The 26,645-nt window shown below is 42.2% G+C and carries 21 protein-coding genes and 1 riboswitch; of the genes, 5 read left to right on the top strand and 16 right to left on the bottom strand.

The annotated features are described in order from the left end of the window. On the bottom strand, nt 1-468 hold the full coding sequence (gene rimP, locus HMPREF0999_RS05570; protein ID WP_005859398.1) for a ribosome assembly cofactor RimP: 468 nt from the start codon (nt 466-468) through the stop codon (nt 1-3). Between the two features lie 237 nt (nt 469-705). Next, nucleotides 706-816, top strand: a riboswitch (TPP riboswitch). Between the two features lie 42 nt (nt 817-858). Between rimP and HMPREF0999_RS05565 the strand changes: the two genes are divergently transcribed. Genes HMPREF0999_RS05565 through HMPREF0999_RS05555 form a run of 3 tightly spaced genes read left to right on the top strand, consistent with a single transcriptional unit; the run spans nt 859 to nt 4,342 of the window. Then, nucleotides 859-3,057, top strand: coding sequence for a TonB-dependent receptor (locus tag HMPREF0999_RS05565; RefSeq protein WP_005859402.1), 2,199 nt, complete (start codon nt 859-861; stop codon nt 3,055-3,057). 20 nt (nt 3,058-3,077) lie between these two features. Next, nucleotides 3,078-3,665, top strand: a complete 588-nt coding sequence (gene pnuC / locus HMPREF0999_RS05560; protein ID WP_005859404.1) for a nicotinamide riboside transporter PnuC — start codon at nt 3,078-3,080, stop codon at nt 3,663-3,665. Between the two features lie 17 nt (nt 3,666-3,682). Further along, a complete protein-coding gene (locus tag HMPREF0999_RS05555) occupies nt 3,683-4,342 on the top strand; it encodes a thiamine diphosphokinase (RefSeq protein WP_009275401.1) in 660 nt (219 codons plus the stop codon). Between the two features lie 80 nt (nt 4,343-4,422). Here the strand turns inward: HMPREF0999_RS05555 and HMPREF0999_RS05550 are convergent, their stop codons facing one another. The 12 genes from HMPREF0999_RS05550 to HMPREF0999_RS05495 form a co-directional block, all read right to left on the bottom strand. Next, entirely contained in the window at nt 4,423-4,770 is a 348-nt protein-coding gene (locus tag HMPREF0999_RS05550) for a hypothetical protein (protein ID WP_005859408.1), read from the bottom strand. 84 nt (nt 4,771-4,854) lie between these two features. After that, nucleotides 4,855-6,339 carry a DUF3868 domain-containing protein gene (locus HMPREF0999_RS05545; protein WP_009275400.1) on the bottom strand — a complete coding sequence of 495 codons (1,485 nt, stop codon included), beginning with the start codon at nt 6,337-6,339 and terminating at the stop codon, nt 4,855-4,857. An 8-nt stretch (nt 6,340-6,347) separates the two neighbouring features. Further along, nucleotides 6,348-6,905 carry a DUF3575 domain-containing protein gene (locus HMPREF0999_RS05540; RefSeq protein ID WP_005859412.1) on the bottom strand — a complete coding sequence of 186 codons (558 nt, stop codon included), beginning with the start codon at nt 6,903-6,905 and terminating at the stop codon, nt 6,348-6,350. 42 nt (nt 6,906-6,947) lie between these two features. Further along, the gene (locus HMPREF0999_RS05535) at nt 6,948-7,235 is read right to left on the bottom strand and encodes an HU family DNA-binding protein (RefSeq protein WP_005867570.1); all 288 of its coding nucleotides are present in this window, start codon (nt 7,233-7,235) and stop codon (nt 6,948-6,950) included. Nucleotides 7,236-7,457: 222 nt separating this feature from the next. After that, nucleotides 7,458-7,967, bottom strand: a complete 510-nt coding sequence (locus tag HMPREF0999_RS05530) for a PD-(D/E)XK nuclease family transposase (protein WP_083865944.1) — start codon at nt 7,965-7,967, stop codon at nt 7,458-7,460. A 661-nt stretch (nt 7,968-8,628) separates the two neighbouring features. Then, nucleotides 8,629-11,376, bottom strand: a complete 2,748-nt coding sequence (locus HMPREF0999_RS05525) for a DUF4906 domain-containing protein (protein WP_009275398.1) — start codon at nt 11,374-11,376, stop codon at nt 8,629-8,631. Between the two features lie 33 nt (nt 11,377-11,409). Then, entirely contained in the window at nt 11,410-12,366 is a 957-nt protein-coding gene (locus HMPREF0999_RS05520; RefSeq protein ID WP_009275397.1) for a fimbrial protein, read from the bottom strand. Between the two features lie 34 nt (nt 12,367-12,400). Beyond that, nucleotides 12,401-13,504, bottom strand: a complete 1,104-nt coding sequence (locus HMPREF0999_RS05515; protein ID WP_009275396.1) for a hypothetical protein — start codon at nt 13,502-13,504, stop codon at nt 12,401-12,403. Between the two features lie 253 nt (nt 13,505-13,757). Continuing rightward, entirely contained in the window at nt 13,758-15,290 is a 1,533-nt protein-coding gene (locus tag HMPREF0999_RS05510) for a fimbrial protein (protein ID WP_005859424.1), read from the bottom strand. A gap of 54 nt (nt 15,291-15,344) precedes the next feature. Then, complete coding sequence (locus tag HMPREF0999_RS05505; RefSeq protein ID WP_005859427.1) at nt 15,345-16,472, bottom strand: fimbrial protein; 1,128 nt, start codon at nt 16,470-16,472, stop codon at nt 15,345-15,347. A gap of 41 nt (nt 16,473-16,513) precedes the next feature. Next, nucleotides 16,514-17,425 carry a FimB/Mfa2 family fimbrial subunit gene (locus HMPREF0999_RS05500; RefSeq protein ID WP_009275395.1) on the bottom strand — a complete coding sequence of 304 codons (912 nt, stop codon included), beginning with the start codon at nt 17,423-17,425 and terminating at the stop codon, nt 16,514-16,516. Nucleotides 17,426-17,467: 42 nt separating this feature from the next. Further along, complete coding sequence (locus HMPREF0999_RS05495) at nt 17,468-18,730, bottom strand: fimbrial protein (RefSeq protein ID WP_009275394.1); 1,263 nt, start codon at nt 18,728-18,730, stop codon at nt 17,468-17,470. A 246-nt stretch (nt 18,731-18,976) separates the two neighbouring features. On the opposite strand from HMPREF0999_RS05495, the gene HMPREF0999_RS05490 reads away from it, so the two are divergent. Beyond that, a complete protein-coding gene (locus HMPREF0999_RS05490; RefSeq protein WP_009275393.1) occupies nt 18,977-20,119 on the top strand; it encodes a site-specific integrase in 1,143 nt (380 codons plus the stop codon). A 103-nt stretch (nt 20,120-20,222) separates the two neighbouring features. Here HMPREF0999_RS05490 and HMPREF0999_RS05485 read toward each other — a convergent pair whose 3' ends face one another. Further along, nucleotides 20,223-20,513 carry a hypothetical protein gene (locus tag HMPREF0999_RS05485; RefSeq protein ID WP_009275392.1) on the bottom strand — a complete coding sequence of 97 codons (291 nt, stop codon included), beginning with the start codon at nt 20,511-20,513 and terminating at the stop codon, nt 20,223-20,225. A gap of 287 nt (nt 20,514-20,800) precedes the next feature. On the opposite strand from HMPREF0999_RS05485, the gene HMPREF0999_RS05480 reads away from it, so the two are divergent. Continuing rightward, the gene (locus HMPREF0999_RS05480) at nt 20,801-22,114 is read left to right on the top strand and encodes a fimbrial protein (protein WP_226766591.1); all 1,314 of its coding nucleotides are present in this window, start codon (nt 20,801-20,803) and stop codon (nt 22,112-22,114) included. Nucleotides 22,115-22,967: 853 nt separating this feature from the next. Here HMPREF0999_RS05480 and HMPREF0999_RS05475 read toward each other — a convergent pair. Both HMPREF0999_RS05475 and HMPREF0999_RS05470 read right to left on the bottom strand, forming a co-directional pair. Beyond that, nucleotides 22,968-24,332, bottom strand: a complete 1,365-nt coding sequence (locus tag HMPREF0999_RS05475; RefSeq protein WP_009275389.1) for a fimbrial protein — start codon at nt 24,330-24,332, stop codon at nt 22,968-22,970. 342 nt (nt 24,333-24,674) lie between these two features. Next, nucleotides 24,675-26,576, bottom strand: a complete 1,902-nt coding sequence (locus tag HMPREF0999_RS05470) for a response regulator (RefSeq protein ID WP_011967341.1) — start codon at nt 26,574-26,576, stop codon at nt 24,675-24,677. Nucleotides 26,577-26,645 lie beyond the last annotated feature (69 nt).

Below are 26,645 nucleotides of genomic sequence, written 5' to 3'. Positions count from 1 at the left end.
TTACTTGAATCTTATTAAGTATTTTGTATATTTTATTTCATCAAATGTATACGACTCATCCTCCACCACAGTCACCTTCCGCTTAGCGCCTTCCGGTTTCACCTTCTTCTCGACAGAGACAACCACACCGTTCTCGTCGGCAGATTTCAACACACCGGTCAGCTTCGAGCCGTTTTTCAACAGCATCTCCACCTCGTTTCCGATGTTCTTGACGTATTGGCGAAGTACCTTGAAAGGAGAAGTAATGCCGGCGGAGCCAACCTCCAGCTCATAATCCTCGACGTCACGATCCAGATGCTCCTCCAAATACCGGCTCAACTCAGCGCAATCATCAATGCTTACCGCTTCATCGTTATCAATTTCAACGACTATCAGGTTTCCCGGTTTAATCACCACGTCTACTAAATAATTGCTTGAAGAGGCTAGTTTTTCCTCTATTAATTGGCTTACCACTTTCTTTTCTATCATACACATATCTGTTAAGAACAAAAGAAGGGGACTACCCGCCCCCTCCTCAACTTCACTTAATCGCCCGCAAATATACAAAAAATCAATGAGTTCTCAAAATATCCTCATCTTTTTACAGAAAAAATTAATACGACACAAACCGGATTACTATCCATAGTAATCAGAATTAATATCTATAGAAATCCGATTTACTATTGACAGTAATATTTATTAACACTTTTATGCCTATCTTTGCTGCCGAATACGAAGGGGTGCTCGCAAAATCCTTCACGAAAGGAGCGGGCTGAGATCATACCCATAGAACCTGTACAGGTAATGCTGTCGTAGGGATTCATGCTTCTCCGATCCTTTCTATTCATCTATTTAGTTTTAAAGCAAAAAGATGAAAAGATGAAAAATGTATTGGTTATCTTGGCCGGCTCCTTACTGGCTACAACCGTCAAGGCACAAATGCCCAGTCCGGTCGACTCCTTGAAAATCTCAAAAGACGTATCTTTGGATGAAGTAGTTATTACCGCTACCAAAGTCGGGAAAGAAACCCCGGTAGCTTATAGCGACATCTCCAAACAAGAGCTAAGCAGCCGGAACAACGGGCAAGGTATCCCATTCCTTATCTCCCAATCCCCGTCTGTTATCATGACCTCGGATGCCGGAACAGGTATAGGTTACTCCGGTTTTCGTATCCGGGGTACAGACGCGAACCGTATCAATATCACGATCAATGGCGTACCGGTTAATGACTCCGAGTCTCATACCGTATTCTGGGCTAATATGGCCGATATAGCCTCCTCGGTAGAATCGATCCAGATCCAACGAGGTGCCGGAACCTCTACGAACGGAGCCGCAGCTTTTGGCGCTACGGTCGCCATGCAGACCGAGAAACCGTCCTTAAAGCCTTACGGCGAATATTCCGTATCAGCAGGTTCTTTCGGTACGCTGAAGCATACGGTAAAAGGCGGTACCGGATTACTTTACGATCATTTCGCTTTCGACGTCCGCTACTCCAATATCCGTAGCGACGGCTTTATCGATCGTGCCTCCGCCCGTATGAGCTCTTACTATGCCTCCGCCGCTTTCTATGCCGATAATACATTGATTAAATTCCAAGCCTTCGGGAACAGCGAGAAGACCTATCAAGCATGGAACGGTGTTCCGTCTTATTTACTTGACACAGATCGTAGCTATAATCCATGCGGAGAATATGAGGAAGATGGAGTGAAGAAGTTTTATAACAATCAGACGGATAATTATTGGCAACACAACTACCATTTAATGGCCAGCCAGCGTATCGGAGATTTCTGGAATATGAACCTGACCCTTCATTACACCGATGGTAACGGATATTACGAGGATTATAAATCGAAAGCCAAATTCAGCAGTTATAAACTACCGGAATATATCGATCCGGAGGGTAATACCGTAAAAAAGACGGACCTTGTGCGCCGTAAATGGCTCGACAATTATTTCTATGGAGCCGTTTATAGCGCGAACTATCAACATGACAACACCCGCCTTACGCTGGGAACCGCCGTCAACAACTATGTAGGCGACCATTTTGGCCGGGTAATGTGGACCAAAAGCGCAAACGTCTTGCCACAACCGGATTACGAATATTACCGCAATACCGGTAAGAAATTAGACTACAACGCATACGCAAAATTGACCCAACGTCTTTCCCCTCTTTTCACCGGCTATCTGGACTTACAATACCGTGGGATCCATTACACCATTAAGGGAAACGATGACAAAGCCGAGGAAGAGCTGGACATTCATAAGAACTGGAACTTCTTCAACCCGAAAGCCGGTATAAACTTCCATAACAACGGCCATAACGCATTCGTCTCTTTCTCCGTCGCAAACCGGGAACCGAACCGTGACAATTTCACGGAGGCAGGCCCCGAAGAACGTCCTACCCACGAGACCTTATATGATTACGAGGCCGGTTATAGTTTTGGTAACAACCGTTTCCGGGTTGGAGCCAATCTCTATTTCATGGATTACAACAACCAATTGATCCTGACCGGCAAGATCAGCGAGATCGGTGAGGCCCTCACTTCCAATATAAAGGATAGCTACCGAATGGGCATCGAGCTTACCGGAGGTGTACAAATCACCTCTTGGCTGAATTGGAACGCGAACGTAACCCTCAGCCAAAATAAAATCAAGCATTTCGTGGAATACGTGGATAACTGGGATACCGGAGTACAAGAGATCAACGATCTAGGTACAACGAATATCGCTTTCTCCCCAGACCTAATCGCAAACAGCATGTTCGATTTCGCTTACAAAGGATTTATCGCTAGTTTCAACTCGCAAGTAGTAGGCCGCCAATACATAGACAATTCAAGCAGCAAGGATCGTTCCATCGATCCCTACTTTATCAATAGCCTACGTATCGGTTACGCCTTCCAGCCTAAGTTCATGAAAGAAATAACCCTAGACGTGACTATCAACAACCTCTTCAACGAGAAGTACGAGACCAACGCATGGGTATACTCTTATATCGAAAACGACACACGTAAAAAGGATGACGGTTATTTCACCCAAGCCGGCACGAACGCCATGGCCAGGATCACCTTCAAATTCTAACTTAATTTTCAATTACTAAAATGGTTTGGCTAGAATACTTCGGAGTAATAACCGGTCTACTCTATCTCTTTCTAGAGATTAAACAACATAAGGCCATGTGGGTGGTGGGATTCCTCACCTCCCTCGTGTATGTATTTGTCTTCCTGTCCGCTAAGATCTATGCGGACATGGGATTGCAAACCTATTACGTAGGAATCAGCATATACGGTTTCTATCAATGGACCCGGAAGAAACATGAGATACACACGGAAAACGACAGTCTTCCCTCCGACTGTATCCTATACACCCATCTGAGCCTTCCGCTTTTCGTGGGGATTATCGGAACATTGGCCGTTGTATTCGCCATCTTATGGTATCTCCTTCATCAATTCACGGACTCTCCCATCCCCGTAGGCGATGCGTTCACCACGTCGGTAGGCATTGTCGCTACTTGGATGCTGGCAAGGCGAATTATCGAGCATTGGATTTTTTGGGTAATCGTAAACCTCGTTTCCGTATATCTTTATTACCTTCGGGGCTTGTATCCGACGATGCTACTCTATTTTTGCTATGCGACACTAGCCATAGTAGGCTATTACAATTGGCGGAAGAAAGGGGAAGAGTTTTGAATTATGAATTTTGAATTATGGGAGATAATATGGAAAGTCTGGAAGGAGGATGTGTGATCGTAGCGAATGGGAGATTTCCTTCCGCTGAGTTACCCTTGAGATTATTAAAGGAAGCGAAAACGATTATCGCTTGTGATGGAGCCGTAAAGACACTTTATGAAAAGGGTATTCATCCGGACGCTATCGTAGGAGACTTGGACAGCATACCCGCCGGCCTGCGCGAACGCTACGCAGACCGAATCCATCATGTAGAGGACCAAGAGATCAACGACCTCACCAAATCCGTCCGTTTCGCCCATACCCAAGGCTATCGAGAAGTTCTTATATTAGGTGCTACCGGATTGCGTGAGGATCATACATTGGGAAATATATCCCTTCTTATGGACTATGCCCACTTATTCAAGCGGGTGGAGATGTTATCCGACTATGGCCTTTTCACTCCTATCTTAGAAACAACAACCTTCGCTTCTTATCCGGGACAACAAATCTCCATTTTCGTTCTTTATCCCGAAGGGGAGATTAGTACGGAAGGACTCCATTGGCCCATTCGCCGACGAAAGCTCACCTCATGGTGGCAAGGAACTCTCAACGAGGCTTTGGGAGACCAATTCACTGTCACTCTCTCCCCGGATTGCCGGGTAATCATTTACAGGGAGGCATCCCATACAAAAGAATAGTCCTGAAAAGTATCACTACTTTCCAGGACCCTTACACCCCTCAACTTTACATGCTTAAATAAGAAGCGTTCGCTTCCTTATCAAGCAGATAATTTTTTTAACTCATTCTCTTTCCATTCGGAAAAACCTTCTACCCTATCCCTTATCTGGAACTGTAGCTTATCGTCGGCAACCAACTTCAGCACAGCCGTGGGAGAAAGCGGCAAATACATATCATTCACGGCGAAAAAAGCTTTCAGTAAGACCACATCATAGTCGCTGCGGATCACTTCTTTCTTTAATACAACCGGTACCTCCATCTGAGTCAGATAATAGGCTGAACGTTCGTATGCGCACCAAGCATCTCCTTCCAGATACAGATAGACACTGTTTGGATTATCTACCTCATGAGGCAGAACCAACTCTACTACATCTGATGCTTGTTCCATATAAAAGAAATTATTATTAATATTTGTCTTCATGACATTTACAAATTAAGTGCCTTCTGCCCTATACCTAGGGAGGAATAGCTATCATTTTACAGCGTTGAAACTATCAAATACCGCATTATCCTCTATTTTCTTGCGCAATTCCTCTAAATTTATCGCCGCGGCCTTTACACCCATATCCTGAGCCTGCTTCAATAGGGTCTCCGCTTCTGCCAAATCACCGGTCAACATACTTAACACTCCTTTTGCGTGAACCGCCTCTGGGGCGTTCCCCGCTTTCGCCAAATAGTTCTTAGCGGAAGCATAATCACCCTTGCCCATAGCGATATTCGCAGCGTTAAGATTCGCTACCGGATCATTCGGGAACATACGGACAGCGATATCAAATACATTATTATATTCGTCACTACCGATCTCATAGCTGTTAGCCACCGCGAACATCTCCCCTAAACTTAGCTGTTGCGGACGAGTCTTGATAATCTCACGCCCCTCATCCACCGTAAACTCACGTACCGTATAATCAATCTTATATTCCGAACGACGTAACGAAGGGAAAATATCTTTCAACACATAACGGAAAGCGGCGCCACCACCCAAGGCACGTAACTTAGCCTCCTTGCGATCCGGATCATCCGAGCTATCGATAATCGCCAATACCTCGCTACGATTCGGCACATTCGGATCGGCCTCTACCTTTTCCTTAAAACCGACCCAATCTTCCGGTTCCGAGCTCATCGTGAAGAAATCAGCCTTGAAGTCATTCTTCTGGCGGATATAGTCACGTAACGCTTTGACACGATTATCCGCCAATTTCTTATTACTAGCGTAAGAGCCTTCCGGTGAGGCATATCCTTTCAGTACGATACCTGTCGGTTTCACGTTCTTATCCTCTGTAACGGTACGGATCGTATTATTGATCTTCGCCAACTCCACCGCATTATTACGGAAATCAGGAAGAATCTGATATTTACCCACTTGGAAGTCCAAGAAAGCCGTACCGACTTCCGCACGATGCTTCTCCGTCTCTGCCATCGGCGTGATATAAGAGAATGTAGGCTGAACCTCATAGCGCTTATCCGGACGACGACGAATCTTGTCCGCGATCAATAACGGACTACCGGCCTCTTCCTTACCGCAACCGCATAGATTCGGGTCTAATACGACACGTGCGTCTTTCATCCAATCCTCAAAAGGCACGGCGGTTTTATAACTTACCACTTGATCTTCCTTCCCGGCTTTCAAGATAGTATAATGAGGTACGTCGTTCAAATTATCCAAGGCGACCTCACGGTTATATACTTTCTGGCGGATACGTCCGTTCACCAAAATAGAAGGAAGCCCCTCTTTTTGCGAAGCCGATTCCAAGACGGGGGTCAGTTCCAAATAGCTACGGGATTTCACCGCATCGCTACTTACCGTCACCACGGCATCGATATATACCGAGTCACCCTTCTGTACCACGTCGTTACAAATCACTTTAACCCCATCCGAGGCAGTCTGTCCCATGATTGCCGGAGACACGACGGCCATCATAGCCGCCATCATATATGCATTTATCTTCTTGTTCATCGCTTGGGTCATTTAATAAAGTAAATAATAGAAATAGCGGCTTTCGTAACCCCGAAATAATCTTTCGTATCGCTTTTCAATACGGTTCCGCAAGTGGCACAAGGATATTTATCATAATCCAGATGCGCCCAACCAATACCCAACACGGCTTCCATGCTCCACCGATCGCTTAACAACCACTGATAACCATAAGAGAGTCCGGCGCCATACAAATTACCTTGATAACGGTGATTCTCCATATTCTTGCTCAAGAACTTTAGGCCTCCAACATTGTAATCCGCATAATGCGCATGCAAGCCGAAGAAATGTCCATTAAACTTCTCACACAACCAATAACGAGCTTCTGGTTGTACCAGCCAATGTTTCATACGAGCCTCATCACCAAACTTCCATCCATTATAGTTGCCGGATAGATCCAGCGACCACTTTTTCGCCAAGCCAACCTCTACACCCAAATTGATCGTAGCAGTCGCATCATAGAGCAAGTTCGACTTCACCGCGAACTTCTGGCCGTAAACGCCTGTCGTAGCTACCAAGAGCAGGACTAGGAAAAGAATTCTCTTCATATCGAATATTTTTTCGTTTTTATTATACATACGTGAATGCCTTCACTTCGACGAGCTCGCATTCAACTGTTTAAGTAATAATTTACCGGGCTTAAACTTCACGCTTTTACGAGCTCTTATCATATAAGCCACCCCATTCTTAGGATTTCTGCCGATCCGTTCGGTTTGTTCCCAAGCGGAGAGCGTTCCAAAGCCCAATAGCATCAAAGAACCATCACTTTCCAAAGCCTCTGTCGTAGTCTCTTCCCAAGCTTGAACAAAGCGCATCGCCTCCGCTTGCGTAACCGACAATTTATCAGCCAATGTTTTCACGAGTTCTCTCCTATTCATCCCTTTCACTTTTAATTTGCATCACAAAAATAGATTATAACAATTCTTAGCACGATAGGTGTGAGTTTCAACTTTAAAGGGTAAACCTACCAACTATCCTTGATTGATAAGAACACCTATTCATTTCAAAGAAGGTGATAGGAACACCGATACTTTATAAAGACAGCAAGGGGCAGACTTGTGTAAGCCTGCCCCTTAGCTGTTATACCATATCATCCACATCTAACACTTAATCTCTTCCTTGCGAATGAGATTCTCCAGATCGTTTATCTCCTCCAAGGAAAGCCCCGTACATTGGGCGATCACAGAGGGATCCAAGCCGATTCTCTTTAAGTTCCAAGCAGTACGTAAAGCGGTCAAGCGGCTACCTTTCGCCTCAGCATTCTCCACCGCATACTCCATCGTAGCCTTCCAATCCCGATAGATCTTCAAGTTCTCGTCGTAGATGGCACGCTCCTGCGGGGTGAGGGCACCCAAGTTCGCCACGTCCAGCAAACGGCGGAAGTGGGCCTCTTTCTCCTTTAATGGGGACATATCAAACAGGTTCATATTTTTCAGTACATAAATTGTTTTTTCTAACGGAGTAACGCACTCCTCGTAACGCAAATCGAATCGCTCGAAAGAGATATAGATCTGTTTCAGCCGGATCCGCCCAAAAGTCTTACCTGTTTGCTCGTTTGCCAGAACCACGTCCGTTCGCCATGAAGGGAACTCGGGAAGGCTGAAGTTCAGAAAACGTATCTATGTCGTAAAGGTAAGGACTATTTTCCGAATAAAAAATCTCGTCTAGATAAAATAAGCCATTCATATCACTTTAGCATCAAAGATCAACCGGTTAGCCAAACGGACATTATCTGATCCTTTTGATCAACATAAGACGTATATCGTGACATTCCCTTTTAATGAAAGCCACACAATAAAGGCATGGAGCGCCGCTTTATTCATGTTTTAGGATAAAAAAGGACGGTTTTCAACGCACATTAGGAGGCAAAAGCCTACACATACGGTGGCGTTGGGCAACACCAACCGTGCTGTTGGGCATCGTAAGCAGTTGCGAATAGGGTTATAAGCGGTTGCGAATGGGCATTCTTGCACTGTTACACCCCAATCGTAAGCCTTGTTTTTCTCCTTTTCACCCTACTTGATATGAATTACGATGAACTAATTTAGCTAGGACGAAAGGGCATTTTTCAGCATCTACGTATATGATAAGCAATTACTGTTTTTTTCTTACGTATTTGGAGACAAGCCGTAGGTTGGGACGAAAAAAGGGATTCTCCGGGAGTTAAGGATACAAAGTGTCAAATTGATTTCTGTTAAATAGAGAGAGACGCAGCACGCTGCGTCTCTACAACTAGATATATTAAAGAATAGTTTTTCGTATGAATTGATTCTATTTGTAGTTATCTTTTATACAACGGATATAACCTCTATCGCCATCTTTCTTCACTAAAGAAACAGCTCCTCCTGCACGCAATTTATAAGCATGTTCTCCGGATTTACCACCTTGGGCTATACCACTATATGAAGTACGAGCTAAAATCACGTTAGCTTTTAAGTCTTTAAAAAATCCTTTGTCATATATAGATGAATATGCACTCGCATCAGTTCCAACCAGATAAATAACAGATAATTCCACTTGATTTGGCATATGCCAGCCCTTCTCACCCATAAGTTTTTCACACGGATTTTTAAGCTTCGTGCGATTGTTCCAGTTATAACCTGTCTGCGACAAAGCCCCTCTAACAATACTAAAAGACTTATAAACCCTGTTTATATCATTATCACGTTCATTATGTGGATCCAATTCTCCTCTAGAAGGAGCGGGCTTTAATGAATTTACATTCATATAGTCAAACGTCACGGTAACAGTAGCATCATCAGCAGAAGATATGCTGAAAAGCGTCTTAGGTGCCTTTACAGCCTCTAAATTAGTCTTATCCTCCCCTTTTTTATTCAAATCACGTACACAACGATAATTTCGAACACTTCCCAACGTATGTCCATCATCATCACCACCTATTGTAATTCCTTCTTCCGCCCAAAAGACAGTTTTTCCAGTTCTATCACTGGGTACATAATGATATTCAGGTGGGATGTTAGTCGTAAAATCTTCACTTTTCCAATCTCCTATATTAAAAAGAGAAGACTCCTCAGATAAAGAGGAACGCCCCAACCATAACGAGATATATTGCCCGGAAGAAGCTAGATACCATTTCGTTTCCGTTTGATCGATCTTACCATCTCCATTCTCATCTCTATTTCTTTGTAAACAGGCATAATACGCATTTCCAGTACCAGTACCGGTAATGATCTGGCTAGAGTTACTTTCTTTTGAATAATCTAAAAAAGTACTCCAATTCCCATTATTTAACTTTGGCGGTAGATTTAAACGGCCATAAGACATATCCTTAATTTTACTTGGATTACTTGAAGTACTAAACAACCCCGTCTCGTTTACGGTCTCAATACCCCAAGCATTATAATCTATCCCTTTATTTAAATCGTACACCGTCTGGATAGAACGCTGTCTGATCACGAACAAGGCATCCGAAGTAAGGGTACTATTTCCTCCTGATGTCTGTTCCTGTGTTTTATCCATAATAAAAAATTCACGATCAAGGGTATTCACGAATTTAGGCCACTCTATGCTTTGATAATAATACTCATTCACAAAACAAACAAATTCAATAAAATCCTCGTTCGTTGGAGATAGAGCAGAGTTTTCCCCCTTTGCCCATTTATTTAACTCTCTCAATAATTCTTCAACACCTAGCACCCCCTCCCCATTCGCAGGATACTTATAGTATTCTTTTGCAGGTACATCCTTAAGCGATTTAAAAGAAACCCAATTTTTTGATTCTTCATTTTTTAAATCTTTAAACTCTGTCAATTGGAAATCAGTTAAAGGATCTTTTACATAAGCTTTTAAATCCGTAGTCTTAAAATCTGTTTTACTGAACCGGATTTTTCTTACCTCAAAATGAGCGTCTAATAGCATTGATCTTCCTTCTCCCGAAATCGTAACATCTCCTTCTTGCCGCCAAACATTACTATTATCAGCAGTAACTTCCGTCATTATACTGTTAACCCCTCTTACCTCGATATTGTATGTATAATTCGTATTACGATTGGTTGAGAAATCTGTATGATCAACCCCATCGCCACTCCCCGCTCCTAAACCTAAATGGACGCAATATACAACCTCCGCACTGGTTTCTTTCCCATCACCCTCTTTTTCGTAATAAGAACCTTTTAGCAACACATACGTAGCAGGCTTATCAACATATGTGAATTCTCGTTGTTCTGGAGTTGAGTGTCTTAAAGAACCCTTCGATAGTTGTTCTCGGGCATCCGCGGTATTACAGCCCTCTTTTCCTGTAGCTATATTTTCAGGCATATAGAAAACGACTACACCTATATCTTTGGATATGGTCAGTTCCGGTGTTGAATAACTACCCATCGCCCCTAAGGTAGCATTTTCCCATACGCTTACCTGCTTAGGAACTTCACAAACTTGGTAACTATTCAAATGGAACTCCCGTCCCTCTGCCACCGTAATCTTAAAGCTCACCTTGGCCGCTACTCGCTTTAAGATAATTCGGCCTTTCTCTACTAACGTCCCGTCCTCTTTGACCGTACAATAATCTTGTGTATCATCATCCTTTTTCCATAATCCACTCACCAATGAAGTCGTATTCGCGAACTGGACCGCATTATCACCTCCAATATCCGCTAAAAGGGATTTCAACTCCGATTTTGAGGGATTCTTTGTCAACCACTCCTCCAATTGTTCCGAAAGTCCCGGAAACATATCATAGTTCACATTCGCTATCGCAAAAATCTGTTGCTCTCCAGACAGAGTAGAGAAAGATATAGTAGTTCCAGAAAGGTCCTTATACTTTTGAGCGGCTAAAAACTCATCAGTACTCTTTTTAAAAGAAAACACATATAAATCAGAAACATCACTATCCAAAAAAGACTTCGTCTCAATCTGATCACTAATACCCGCCCCCACAGATAATTTCACTACTGTAGGAATACCTTCTTTCACTTCTGTTCTTTGAGTCAAATACTCATCATTCGCACAAGCACCCAAGATCAACAGTCCTAATAAAAAAATAATATATCGTTTCATCATCTTGTTTTTTTTAGCAATTAGACATCCATTCTATTATTCAAAAGGGTCAAGTGTGACTTCCTTGTCTTCAACATTTTCTAAAACCCATTCTATTTCCGTAGAAGATTTTAAACCTTTTATCCTATAGTAGTTACCCTTTATAAATTTATTGGCAGGAAAAGGGTATTCCTTTGGCTCTACTCCGCTTTGCACACTCAATATAACCTCTTTAAACGCATCACTAATTTCATACGTATAAAACGTAACTGGCTTAGTCGTAGGATAAGCCAAATCCGAGAAAGCTCCATTCTCTACAGCAGACGTATTAAAAATAGTGATCTTCGAACTAGCATTTAAGCCAGCCACTTTCGTTAATGAGAATCCTTCTAGTAACTCACCGTTCTCTTTCTTATAAACCCCCGTATATTCTATTTTAGCGCTAAGCTGAATCAATGAGACTGTTACAGGCGCATTATCCTGATTATATTTTAAGGTAGTTTCCGATTTCCCGATTTTCACCAATAGGGAAGCTGTAACAGGTCCTTTTGCTATTGTTTTTGCCGTATAACTATTATCCACACCATCATAGGTGGTTAAGTTATCAAATGGCGAATTATTCGCATTATTCGCATTCGCCACGACCAACACCGATACCTTTTTGTCCTCCTTACCGAAGGTACGTACACCCTCCAATTGTAATTCATAGCCGGATAGATTACCGATAGTTTTCATTTCTCCCAAATCCTTTGAATAGAAATTCTTAAAATAGATACGTTTACCATCCTTATCGAAAACAGCCACATGACAATTCTGAATCGTAAGCTCCTCCGTTGTGGCATATGTGTAATTAGGATCCGATGCTTTTGTCTGCATATCCCCCGTCAATAAAACCAAAGACATATCAAAAGACAGCTCATCCGTATCAAAACCGATCGGTACCTCAGAGGAACAAGTGGACAACCCTCCCAATAGGGCCACTATCAACATAAATAAAACTACATTAAATCTCATAACTCTATATTTTTATTTATTACCCTATTATTCCTTAGAATGTAAACTCTAGCTCATGATCTTTATTAAACACCCAATCCTGTGTCACACATTTCACAGTTACATCGACAGCAGCATTCGTAAGCTTCACCGTCAACTTATACAGATAACCGGCCCATACTTCTGCCTTAGGATCAGAAGCCTCACTCAAACGGGATTTTATCGGGAAACTACAACTTCCTATTTCTCCATTATTATATACATAATCAATCTTCAATGTTGTTGGCTGACTAGATGAGGTATTTTCATAGCTATACAAACGTTCTGTAGTGCCATTAACGGATTGCATTCCGTATAATTTCTCACCAGAAGAAACCTCACCCGCTACTTGACCTATAGTCTTAGAATTCAGCAAAGATAAACCTTTGATTTCCACATTATCATACTCAGTCCCATCAGACTTTAGAATCTTAAACTGCTGCAACATGATAGCCGCCGTACGTTGGATAAGTTTTACCTCGACAGGCGTATTAGCGGGTTGATCCAAACCCAGAATCTTCTCGGATATGTTCACGTAGACACCTCCTTTATTATCCGGGTAGGTTCCTCCATCTCCCTTTGCTATTTCAGTTTCCCCTACTTTTACAAAAACATTAGGAACCTCAACCAAGGTCTTACCCTTTAAATCCGCATAAGAAATCTGGCTAGCTGAAGCTAAGCCAGATCTGGATACGGACGCTGCCGCATTCGCGATTACCACGATCTTGAGATCCGTACGCTCTGATTTATCTTTTGGAATCTTAAAAATTAGGGATTCGCTTATCGATCCGTTCGAGGAATAATAAGAAGTTAAAAAGTCCCCTACATTCTTAGTCTTGGAATCATACTTAAAGATAGCGATGTAACAATCAGAAACAGATCTCTCATCCTTCGTCATATTCTCCTCAGTTCCGTCAGTTGGCCCAGTAAGTTCAGAGCTTTTCGTAGTAACATTCGAATTCCTTACAAGGAGAGAGAGATCTAATGAGGCATAAAGCTCTGTGGCATCGATCCCTGCAGGTCCTTTCGTATCCACACCACTCAAAATATCGTCTTCCATGGAGCAAGACACTCCGATGCAAAGGAAGCATAATAATGCTAGTATATTCTTTATTTTCATAATGGATTGAATTTTTCTCTTGTTTTACACTAGCAAAATTAGAGGAATCCATTATTCGGCACGATAGGCGTAACTTTCAACTTTAAGGGGTAAAACTAGCATATTGAATATAGGCATTTGAGGGTGTGGCTAAAGCTATCTTAGGCGATAGGGATACCTATGCAGGGCGCAAATCCATCCATCATAGGACAAAAAACGGAGTCCGGAAATTCCGAACCCCGTTCTCGCTATTAATCGTTATGAAAGAGTTTTATCAATTCACGTCTGTCTCAGTTTGCGTGATGAGTGTCCAAGGCTCAACCTTAATGCTAAAACTGATACAAGCGTTCAACTCGCTTGTGTCGGGATCCTTAGAGCCTTCACCGGTTATCGTAGCGTATATCTTATAGATGGTATTACGTTGTACACCAATAATGCCACTAGTCGCATCTTGCTTAATTGGTATACGGTAGTAGCGATCTCTTTTAACCATATCATTACCGAGTCCTTCCGTTTTTCCATTTGGATACCAATTGCCCCGAAGAATTAACATGGTCTGTATCATTCCAGATAGAGAATCACCGTTATTCGGATCATCTGCAAACATCTGTTTATTCCCCCTCATTTCAAACACATAAAATTGAGGCATCTCTTTATGTCCATATTCATCACCACTAACCGTTTGATCATCAAAAGAGAACCAACTGTCACCATTATAATTTATGGAACCATCGCCGTTCAAATTAGAAGAATGACTATGACCCGTCATTTTGATGTCTACCCCTCCATCCATTGTCCAATGTAAAGAAGCTACATCATTCTTACCTTTCACTAAGAAATAGTCATCCCGCTTATAGCTACAACCATGAGAATATGTGGTAGCATTGTCCAAACTATACGGTTTTGCGTCAGCATAGATAAGAGAAGTATTGCTAGCGTTCGCAATATATACATGTGTCAACTCAAATGACGCATCAGCATAATTGTTCTTGAAGTCGCAATCAATAGCTTGAAGTTGGACACGGGCTACATGGCGGGTTAATGGGATTTTATCAGCAGCTAGAATATTTGCCGGATCATAAGAGGAACCATTTTCAGTCCATTCTGCCGCTTCACTTTTTTTCTCAATCTCATTATGTGCTGCACCTACTGTCGCATTGTTTGTATATATAATAGAAGGGGCCGTAGATCCTTTCACCCAGTTATCATACTTTGTCCCAGCAAGCAACTGATGCTCACCTCCACCAATCGTAACTATCTGGCTGAACATCGGCACATACGTTTGCGTAACACCTGGCGCTGGATGCACATGCGTAAAATCAACGAGATCTTCAAGTTCGGCAGTTTTCACATCCCCCAAATTAGAAGGAGGCGTAGCAAGTTTCGTATTCGCTAAAAAGACCACCGCCAATTGCGTATCAGAAAGTTCGCCGGCCGCCGTAGCTTTTACCTTAACGACAATATCTTCAATAGTCTTTACGGAATTACCATCAGTAGAGGATACCGTCTTCATTGCGGCGAATTTGTATGCATCCTCGTTCTCCCCATTGTCTACATAAAACAAATAGGCGGTTAGTTCATTAATAAATTGCTCGTTATTACTGCCAGATTCTAGCACAGCATCACCGCCCTCTTTCGTTGCACCTTTTGTCTGTATCCCATCCAAAGCCGTAGCGGTAAGAGAGACATTCGCATCTATCATCTGATAGTTCTCTTCCGGTATCTCGATGCCATTCGAGCTATCGTCCGAGCAGGAGGCAAAAGTGCATGCGGCGAAAGAGGCTAATAATAAATGTCTTAGTTTCATATCCTTTTGTTTTTTCTTGTTTATACTAAATTTCATTCCCTATGATTCCATTACTTAGTCTATTACCGGATGCTGCATTACCGGGCCCCAGCCTACTACCTGCACGGCTATATTCAAGTTGGTATCTACCTCGGGTTCCGGATCCGGACCTGGGCCCGGGTCTGGCGTTACGGGAATATTGTCGAAACTTTCGCCGTCAAAATAAATACGGAGACGGTAAACGTAGTTGCGACGGATGAAATTATGATCATAGCCGTTCTGCAAGCCACCCGCATTGATCACCGCCGTGAAGATTTTCGTATGGTCTTGATAACTGGAATTCCCCTGCAAGGTAGCTTTTACGGCGATCATCGTGTGATCGTCGCTTTTCATATTTTCCATTACATAATGAACGAATGGCGTATTGGATATCGAAGCGCCATCATTTACCAACAGATCCTCGAACGAGGTATCCTCCGAATTTCGCACGGCATCGGGAGCCTCTGTCTCTCCCCAATCCGCCTCACTGAAATAGTAAGACTTTGTCTTCATATTGTAGATACCTACCGCATCGATTCGCACCTCACGTCCAGCGAACGGCGTTCCGGCAAAACGAGTGGATATATTCACCAAATCAATACGTGCGGCTACACGGGTCAAAAGGATCGGGTCGGAGATGCCATCCACATTCTGATCGCCAAGATCCGTATATCCTAAATAGTTATCTTCCTCAGATAAAGCGGATTTTGTAACGATCACTTGACTACTCATCGTTAGGTTCGTTTGCGATTGCGAGGAGAGGTCTACCAAGCGAGTCTGGAACTCATCGTAGGTAGAAATGGTAGATAATAAATCTCTCGGCACGTTCGCCAAGACAATGATCCGTGCCCGGACAGCCTTCGTTGTCGGCACATCGGCTATTATGGCGGAATGTTCCGCCCCGGAAAGAGCCTCCCATTTATAACCGAGCAGTTCCGTGCCGGTCTCATTAAATACTACCACTGCCAAATTATTGATATAAGCCTCACCCTCCAACTCATTCACGTCATTGGGGTTATAGGCTTTCGTAGCCGTACCGGACGCCTTGACAGCGACGGACAGCTTAGCGCCTTCTAAGGAAAGAACCGGATCCTCATCTTTAGAACAACTCACACAAGCGAGAATCGCCAAACCGGATAAAAATATGTTCGCTAATAATTTCATGTTCGTATCGTATTTCTTAATTATATATGATGAGGTACCCTTTAATGCATCGGAATATCTTCTTCCACTACTCCCCAAGGACGAACGGTTGCCCGGACGGATAAGGTTCCGCCCTCACCCCATTCAAGGATCAGATGGGTATTCTCTCCTGCGCTCGTATAAATAGGATCACCATTCTCGTCTACCTTGGCCGAGCCTAACGAGACTCCATTGGCGCTTATCGACACAGCCATATCCTGTCCCGGACAAGCGGTTTGCATAGTAGGGGTTATCCATTCAACCCCGGACTCGTTCCACGCACCTTCCGGATTATAATATACGCTATCGCCAATCTGCGTGCCACGGTAATCAAAACCACTTAATGTATTATTCAAGTAGAAGTCGCAATCCACGGAACTTCTCAACCCCATCCTGCCGAGTTGCTCTTGCAACCCTCGGGTCTCGATCGTGACCGTACCCACTTTCGGACGAATCACGATCTCAGTCTCCTTCGCTACGCCTCCGGCTTTTGTCAACACTTGTTCGCTACCATAATAAAGGCTATCCGGGGTAACCGCCAAACCATCTTGGCTTTTCAACATCACTTTCAAGTCCTCTATGGTCTGGGCCTCCGATACGGATTGCTTTTCACCCAAGGCATTCACGTTGCCCCATGCCACGATACGTAGACTACGATCGGCGGTATAGCCATCCAAAACGATCTCATTGCGGGAACGGATAAAGTTCTTATCCAAGCTACGTTTCTCCAAGTAATTCAGATTCTCGTCGAATATATACAGATCGGTAGATTCCATCCATCCGTATTCCGTTATATCGTCTCCCTTGATATTCTCGACCTTCAGTTTGAGCGTATAGCACTGATCCAAATCCTCCTTGATGCAGCTAGTCGCTATCATAACGAACACAGCCACAACCAAGAGAAGCAATTCCTTTGTAAACAGTATGTGTTTCATAATCCTAATTTTTTCTTATCAATTATTTTACCCTATATTGCTTTATTCTACTTCCTCATGGATAGTCTTCACGTTCCATGGCTCCACTTTCACGGATGCGCTCACATTGGTGGAGATCATCGGGTCGTATGGGATCTCGGAACCGGGGCCGATAATCGTTAAAGAGATCTCGTATTTGTAGTTACGTTGGACGTAAAACTTACTCCTTTTTTCCGTGCCATCAATCGTCACTTCTTCTCCGACAGGAATCGCATAATAACAATTCTCTTTCGTAATAGATTCTTTCGCACCTTGCGGGAGATAGGTATAATCACCTTTTACGATCAATAAGGTATGGTTGGCATAAGCCTCATTGACGTTAGATTCACCGGACTTCACCTCACCCTTTGTATTCTCGTAAACATAAAATTCATGATTCAAAGCCTCATCACTTGTTGTATTTTCTTGAACTAACATCTCTTTTAACGCCTGAGCCCCTTTCTTGTAAGAACCTTCGTCAATATTCTCTGAAAACTCTCGACCAACCATATATTTTAAATATCCAAGAGCCGGATCTGTAAAATCAATTATTTTCTCTATCGCTCCCCACTCTTCTTTAGAAGCCACACTTGAAACACCTTTAGCGCTAGCGATAAAGACCTCCTTTAAAAGGAAGGATACACTTTTATAATTTGCGTTTTCCGGATTGCTTGTCTCTACTTTTTTTAAAGCGATCGAAGCGACATTACGAACCAAAGGAACGGGGCCTCCCCCACAAATTTCCTTACCTGAAGTCTCATTTATCGTTATTATATCACCAATATTCTTAGCATAACCGATATAATTGATGGTATTGGCTATTAGCGTTACGGTAAACACTTTACTACTCATCGTCAAGCCTTTTGTCAAAGTCTCGTCAGACAGATTGATTGTTGTTTCAATAAAGTCAGTTATATCCTTAGCCTTTGCCAATTCGGTTTGGATAACAGGGGCAGCGTTCGCCACAACCACTACATGAGCTTCACCCGCATACACTTCTTGCGGACCGACATCCTTTGTCCCATCAGAGTTAGGAGTAGCATCTTTTGTATATATCACACTCCATCCATCAACTCCAAACACCCCAACCGTTAGCGTATTCACGTCCGCATCCGTTGGAGTAGTTTCTCCGGCCTTCGTAACCGCCCCTTCCTCACTCTTGATAGCCAAAGCTAGTTGAGCTTTCTCTAAGACAGGAGCCTTTGGAATTTCTATTTCATTATCATCGGAACAAGCGGCAAATCCGCATAGCACCAACGATAAAAGAATGTATTTCTTGAATCTCATAGTATAATATTTTTTGTTCTCACATTAATATGTGACAAAAATAGAAAGGATATATCGTGGTGCTGATAGGCAGAACTCTCTATAATAAGAGACAAATGTATCAATTTCATAAAAGTGATAGGTTTCCCTACCTTTTGCAACTTTCACCTACAAAAACAGGCTCAATCCGTGTATTTTATGCTACCGGGGTGGTACTCGGATCATCCTAGTAACAAATATACATAATCACTTAAATTCAGCAAAATCATGGCAAGAAAAAAGAATGAGATGAAAGCGAAAGAGCCCGTAAAGCTCCGGTTCAAGAAACTGTCGAACGCGAACCTGTCCATATATCTGGACATCTATTACAAAGGGAAGAGGTATTATGAGTTCCTCAAGCTCTACCTCACCCCGGAACGTTTCCCTGAAGACCGTGATAAGAACCGGATCACTTTGCGCTTGGCCAATAGTATCAAGGCACAACGGATCATTGATCTTCAGAACGAGATTTACGGTGTCCGTATGATAAACGGGCTCGGGAAAAAAACACTTTTAGAATTCCTCTCGGAATTGTCCACCGATAAATCTGCGCATGGCGACAAAGCCTATTCCCTACGATTAAGAAGTCTGGCCAATCATCTTAGAGACTATATGCCGCAATGCCTGCTTAAGGACATAGATACCGGTTTCGTGAAAGGTTTCATCGCTCACTTGCGTAAACAACCCTACCTCAAAAGCGACTTCACGATTCACGGTTATTACCGGCTCCTGAATGTCACACTCAATAAGGCGGTCAAAAAAGGACTGATCCTCTCGAATCCTTGTAGTTTGCTGGATACAGACGAAAAACCTCACAAACCTACCAGCCTGCGTACTTATTTGACCCTAGAGGAACTAAAGAGGTTAATCCGGACAGATTGCGTATGCCCAGAGGTAAAAAAGGCTTTTCTGTTCTGCTGTTTCTGCGGACTCCGGATCAGCGACTTGACCGCTCTTAGATGGGAAGATATGCAAAAAGAAGGAAATGATAAATTCCGTTTACAGATCATACAAAGAAAGACGAAAGAGGCTATTTATCTCCCATTGTCCGAGGAAGCGATAAAATACCTTCCCGCAAGGGAGAATGAGAATGACAGGCTCGGCTTGATATTCCATCTACCTAGCCTCACGATTATATGTCAGGTATTAAAAGGCTGGACTTTAGCCGCCGGCATCAAGAACAAGAAAGTGACCTTTCACGTAAGCCGCCATACTTTCGCCACTCTTTCACTAGCTCTTGGCATTGACTTGTATACAGTATGTAAATTACTAGGACACAAGAACATCATCTCCACACAAGTATACGCGAAAATCATCGATGCTAGTAAAAGACAGGCAATAGACCGGTTTAATGGCGTATTAGACGCATGAGACGGATATTACTTCAGATTCGTATGGCACGGATCAAGAAAGATACTTCTCCCCAAGATCCGTGTCATCCGCTATAGTTTCAGTCCGCAACTGGCTTATCAGATCAGAGACTTTGTATTATTTCCAACGAAAGCCCCGTGCATTCGGCGATTAATGAAAGATCGACACCGGCTTTCTTCATGTTACGAGCGTTGCGTAGGGTAGCCAAACGCTCACCTTCTGCTTTACCTTTTGTTTCCGCCTCCTCCACGGCGTACTCCATCGTGGCCTTCCAGTCACGGTAGATCTTCAGATTCTCATCGTACGTCGCACGCTCCTTGGGGGACAAGGCATTCACATTCGCTACGTCGAGCAAGCGTCGGAAGTATGCCTCTTTTTCTTTAAATGGGGACATATCAAATAGATTTCATATTCTTCAATACATAAATTGTTTTTTCCAGCGGAGTCTCGCCCTGACGGGAGATCATACGGCAAATGTAATAAAAACCTCGATTAAAGAAGTAACGTTGAGGGTAATTAATACTACTGAGTTGTTACTTCCCTTCACACAACAAAAGCCTAATCAACTAAAGAACAACCCCCTATAACCATTCCCCAATAGAACTTAGAAATTTATTATTCGGGACAATGATCGCTTGCGTGTTCGCGGCGTGTTCAAACGAGGATGATCCTATCCCTAGCGTGGATCCGACACCTACACCGGAAGCAGGCACCGCTGATCTTACGATTGTGGTGAAAAACTTAACAAAGAGCACACAGACAAAAGCCGGCGAGGATGAGAACGCCAAGGAAGGCGAAGCTAAGATTTACAATTTATTTGTAGCCCTTTATAATGAAGACGGAACATTCTTACAAGTTAGTGATCTTACAGCTAATGAGGATGAAGAGGTTACTGATTCAAACAATGAGATTCAGTTTAAGGGATTAAAGGCTGGTGCTTCTTATCGTGCTTTGGCTTTCGCGAATGTTCCAAAGGATGCTCTTACCGCAACCGCTAACTCTTTTGAGTTGACATCTGCTTACTATGTCTTTTCCGGAGAAGGAGCGAATGGGTTACCTATGAGTAGTGGTATTAGCCCTAAATTCACTCTTGCCGAAGGTGAAAATTATTATGGTTACTCAAACACTACAGGAGGACACAGTATTGAATCTGGAAAACCTTTAGGATTAATTAGAAATGTGGCTCGTGTGGAATTGAATGCCCTTGATTTGGATATGACTAAAGTCAAGGTTGATGGTAGTCAAAAATACAAATCAGGAACGATTAAGTTTGTGCCTAAGGATGTTTTTGTATTACATGGTCGTACAAAAGCTAAGGTGGCAGACCAAAGCCAAAGTAATACAGAGTGGTTCAATCTGCCAGATAAGGTTTGGGGTAATATTGCCACTACTTATGAAACTGCTGATGGAGATGATTATTATTCCGGGACTAACTCTAGTAACTCATTCGGCCGTTTTGCTGGAACTGTCGATGCTGCTAATTATATAAAGGCATTGAGTACAGCAGAAACAACATATACTCAGAATTGGGATGGTACTGCTATTACCGGAAGTAAAGCAATTACTCTTGCTAATTCTTTATATTTTTATGTGTTGCCTAATGATCAGACAAAAGCGGCCAGAGAACAAGAAGATCCGGAAGAAGAAGGCCAGGCTTTCGTCTTGGATAAAACAACTTTGGCATCCGAATTGGTAATCAGTGGTGAAGTTTATATAAAAGCTATAATGAACGATAACACATCTTGGACATTCGGCGAAGAGAGTACTCCTGTATTGCGCTATTGGCCGATAAAGATTGGTATCGATGGATTAGATAGTGAAGACACATATTATGGTCAGGTACATAGAAACGTGGTTTATAACATTTCTGCTACTATCGCAGGTAATGGTTATGCAGATCCTACTCTTCCTAAGGGGGATCCTACAGCTGACTTGTTTGTAAAGACAATGGTTATGAACTGGGGTACAGCCACTCAAGCTCCTGTTATCGAATAATACTTATTCTTTGAATAATAATCAAAAGGCATTCTCTATCAACAGGGAATGCCTTTTGTTATAATATATATCAATGTCCGTTGGCTGAATTAGAAAGTTAAAAGATTTATGTTTAAGAAGTTGTTCTCCCCGGACACGCACCAGACATCGTTCTATGTGTAGAGAATCTAAATCATCTACCATATCTACCATTATTTATGTAATTTTTTGATTGTAAATAATTTATCTTGTGGTGGTAGATAGTGAACATCTACCACTACAAACTTCGATCTACCATCATTAGGTTACCAGAAAGATTAGCACAAACAATTACCACTAACGATAAATAATGTATAACATTCTGTATTTCAATAAATAATAGTTTTTTTTGCATAGAAAAACAAAAATTTTGCTATAGAGAAACTTTTGTTTCTTTAGTATGAAATAAAAGTTTCTTCAGTATGAAACCACTAACTTCACCTATTGAAACTCTTATTGGCTTTAATCCCTTTGTCTGTCTCTTATAAAATCGTATAATACTAAATATACGAGTCCGCAAGCTTGGGAAGTGATTTTTTTGCGTTTCCCATTAAAACATGGTAGATGCAGAATGAAAATTGTAGATGTTATTCCATCTGCAACCACTATATAACATATTTATTTACAATAAGTATGAGGTTGAATTGTAGATATTGTAGATATTCTCATGAAATAATATTCCGGCTCTTAGGTTCAAGACATATGGGATCGCCATCATAAGGAAAAGATAGTAAATTTTGTAGTCTCCGGATCAATTTATAACCAGAATTATACATGCAAAAAAGGCACTCCCGATAAAAGGAATGCCTTTTGGACGTTATTCAAAGAATAGATATTATTCGACAACTGAAGATTGATTTGCGCTACCCCAATCAAGAACCTTTGTCTTAACAAACAATTCAACAAAGTCTGTTGGAGGAACAGTAGGATCATCATATCCTCTACCGGCTAAAGTTGCGTCAATACTGTAAATTATATTACGATGGATCTTTCCATCCTTTAAATACTCAGCCGTAGCTGCTGCCATTTCATTCGTCGCAGCAATTTTAATAGGCCAATATGCTGTTTTCTCCGCATAGTTGTATACTGCATCACTTCCGCTCTTTTTAGCATTTTCAAGCTTATAAGTACCTTTAACTACAATTTCAGTTGCAAGATCCTCTGGTTTGAAATTTTCAGCACCATTCATTTCACGAGCAGCCTTAACTTGGGGATTTTCGAACACATAGAATTTAGGGGCGATTGTGATAGTCGCAGACACACCATCTTCAGTTGCGATATTCTGTACCAATGCGGTGGCTGGTAAACTGGCCTTGTATCCTTCAATAATAGAACCTCTCATATTCGTAAACATAGCGTCATCATTCACGAAATCTCCTCTATAACCTGAAGCATAATCTGTAGCATTAGCGGCATAAGTTGCGGACACATTACCCCATACGGTATTGCTAACGACATTCCACCAGCTATTGCCATTACCCATATCTGCTGCATTGGACTTCGTCCGCCCATGCATGATGAATACACATTCTGGTACAATCGTCGCAATTCCTTCAACGTATACATCTTTTGCAGCTCTAGTCATGTCTAAGCTAAGTCCCGTAAAATCAATGCGCGCTACATTTCTTATCAAGTACAAGGGATCTGCTACAAGAATATGTTCACCTTCTCCCGCTGTTTTAGTATATCCATAATAGTTTTTACCTGCTTGTAAAGTGAATGGATCAGACAAACCACTACTCATTGGTAAATAATTTTCTGCGAATCCGGCAGCTGGCATCGTATATACAGGAGATACAAAGTTGTCAATTGTTGTACCAGCCAGTGAGATTTCAGGCATATTAGCAAATGCGATAGCACGTAATTGCGCACCTTCTGTCAGTCCGGCAAATTGAACCTCATCATTATCCGCAGCAGCATCCTCATTGGCAATATCAGAGGTTGAAGCGACAAGCGCTCCAGTTTCAGCATCATAAAGAGCAACTGTTAAGTTTGTAATTTTAGCTTCATTTTCAGTCTGTGTCCCCTCCGCTGCAGCTTTAGTCAAACTTCTAGCCACATTTTTCACAGAAATAGTCAGTGTTGCGTTATTTTCCCCTGTTTGCGGTTGATCCGGTCCTACGATAGGATCATCCTCGTTTGAACACGCCGCGAACACGCAAGCGATCATTGTCCCGAATAATAAATTTCTAAGTTTCATATACATATAATTTTATGAGTTAATAAATCTTTTATATAAACCTTTCTTTCTCAATCACTTTTTACATTTTCAGTCACATAACAAGAACTCTTTGTTCAAATCTTCCCCATGACCAATCTGTTGTTCGTTAATGACATTGCAAAGGTATTTGGACGATAAAAAAAAGTAAATAGGTGTTACTTTCATAAATAAGAGGTAAAACTATAAATTTTCATTCGGGATATTTTCGGGCTGATTAGCACCGTTGTAAGGCTATCAAAAAGAGGTTGAAAAATATCGTTTCAAAAAACAAATAAAAAATTTTGCCATTCCCCGACGATTATTCGGGAAATGGCAAAACGATTAATTCTTACCCGGCAGATACTGTGAAGGAGTGACGCCGTATTGTTCCGTAAAACGCTTACGGAAAGTGGCGGTATCGTTGAAGCCGACCATTTCCGAAACCTCTTGGATAGAGTATCGCTGCATACTGATCAGCTCGGCGGCTTTCTTCAAACGTACCATACGGGTAAGCTCCAATATACTACTATCCGAGTAGAGTTTTATCTTTCTATATAATGTAGGGAGACTCATGTTTAAAGAATCCGCCAAAATCTTCGCCTCAAAACTAGGGTCATCCAAATGTTTCTCGATCGTTGAGATAACCGCATCCATAAAAAGATTGGAAGGGGAATCATCTTTCTTTACCGTTTTCTCTCCCTCGGGATGCGCACCTACAGAATTCGACGTATAGAAACGTCTCATCTCATCCCTACGTTTCAATAAACTGTTTACCTTACTTCGTAACACCTCTACATCGAATGGCTTGGTTATATAATCATCGGCGCCACATTCAATGCCGGCTATAACATCCTCACTCTCTACCTTTGCGGTTAGCAAGACAACCGGCACTTGCGCTAATTCTGGGATGCCTTTGATTTCACGACAGGTAGCAAGCCCATCTTTAACGGGCATCATCACGTCACATAAAATAAAATCCGGCCGTTCAACTCGCGCGATCTCTACACCCTCCTGGCCATTATGAGCTTCCGAAACATGATACTCACTGGCAAAAACATGACGCAGGAACCAACGGATCTGATCACTGTCATCAATCACCAACATTTTCTTCCCGGTCTCTTTCTTTTTCGGAACAACTTGGATCAACTCGGCGATCTCCTCCTTCTGCATCTCATTCAGCTTTACCAGATCACCATCTGGCTCGATGAATTCCACGGCACGTTCCATATAATGGCTTCTCCCCAATGGAATCAATATCGTATATTGGGTTCCCGTCTCGTCCTCCGATGAAATTCCTTCGAAAATAGCGCCGGAGGATTCTGTCATATCCACGATCTGTTTCAAACCCAAACGGGTACTTTCGCTTTCTCCTAACCCATCATCTTGGATAGAGAAAGAACAATAAGCCTTACCATTCGAGCGCACCACGGAAATATTGATCGAGATCTTTCCAAAGCGGTAGGTATTTTTTAACGCATTAGATAAAAGTACACGCAAGGCAAACTCCATCTTCCGACGATCTATCCAGACCCAAAGAACAGAGGTTTGGGTATTAATATGAAATTCCACATTATTCATGGCTATCCAGTCCACGAATAAATCACAAATCTGCTTTGTTATACTGATCATGTCATAACGAGCTATCCGAAGATGGTTTGCCACGTCATCTCCATGACGGGTATTTCGCAATTGCTCGATAAGGTCTTGAAGAGCCAAAGTATTACGGTAAGCAGACAATAATTGAGTCGCTTCACTAGAGTCAATATCATTTTTACGTTGCAACAACTCACTCAACGAACCAAGCACAAGCGATAGTGGAGTACGCATTTCATGAATCGTTTCAACAAAAAACGAATTATGGAGCTTTTCCATTTCCTCAAGGCGCTTTTTCAAATCCTCCCGTTCTACCTCATTATCCCTATTCCAATTATCAGTCTCACGGATTTTATTGACCAACATTTGTTGGATCTCCCGATTTTTTACGCTTAACGCATCGACAGACCGAAGAAGCTCATCGTTTCTCGCCATAAGCTCACCACCTTTGGCAATATTCTCTTTCTTCAACCTATACATATAATAACTCAAAAAAGCTATTACACATATGGACACTATCAGTAAAATGATAAAAGGTAGAATTCCTTGAGAGCCCTCCATTGTATCATTGTTCGCAGCAATATAATGAGCTTCAACGAACAAGCCCCAAAATGCCATCATAAATTTCGCTTTAAAACCTTTTGATCTCATATCATTGATTATTAAGATGTTATTTATATAAAACGCCAGTAAAAAACGTTCGTTTAAATCTTGCGTTTT

It is taken from the genome of Parabacteroides sp. D25 (assembly GCF_000307475.1).
Lineage (GTDB): Bacteria > Bacteroidota > Bacteroidia > Bacteroidales > Tannerellaceae > Parabacteroides > Parabacteroides distasonis.
Note: the sequence above shows the minus strand (reverse complement) of the source record. Positions and strands in the feature narration are given on the sequence as shown.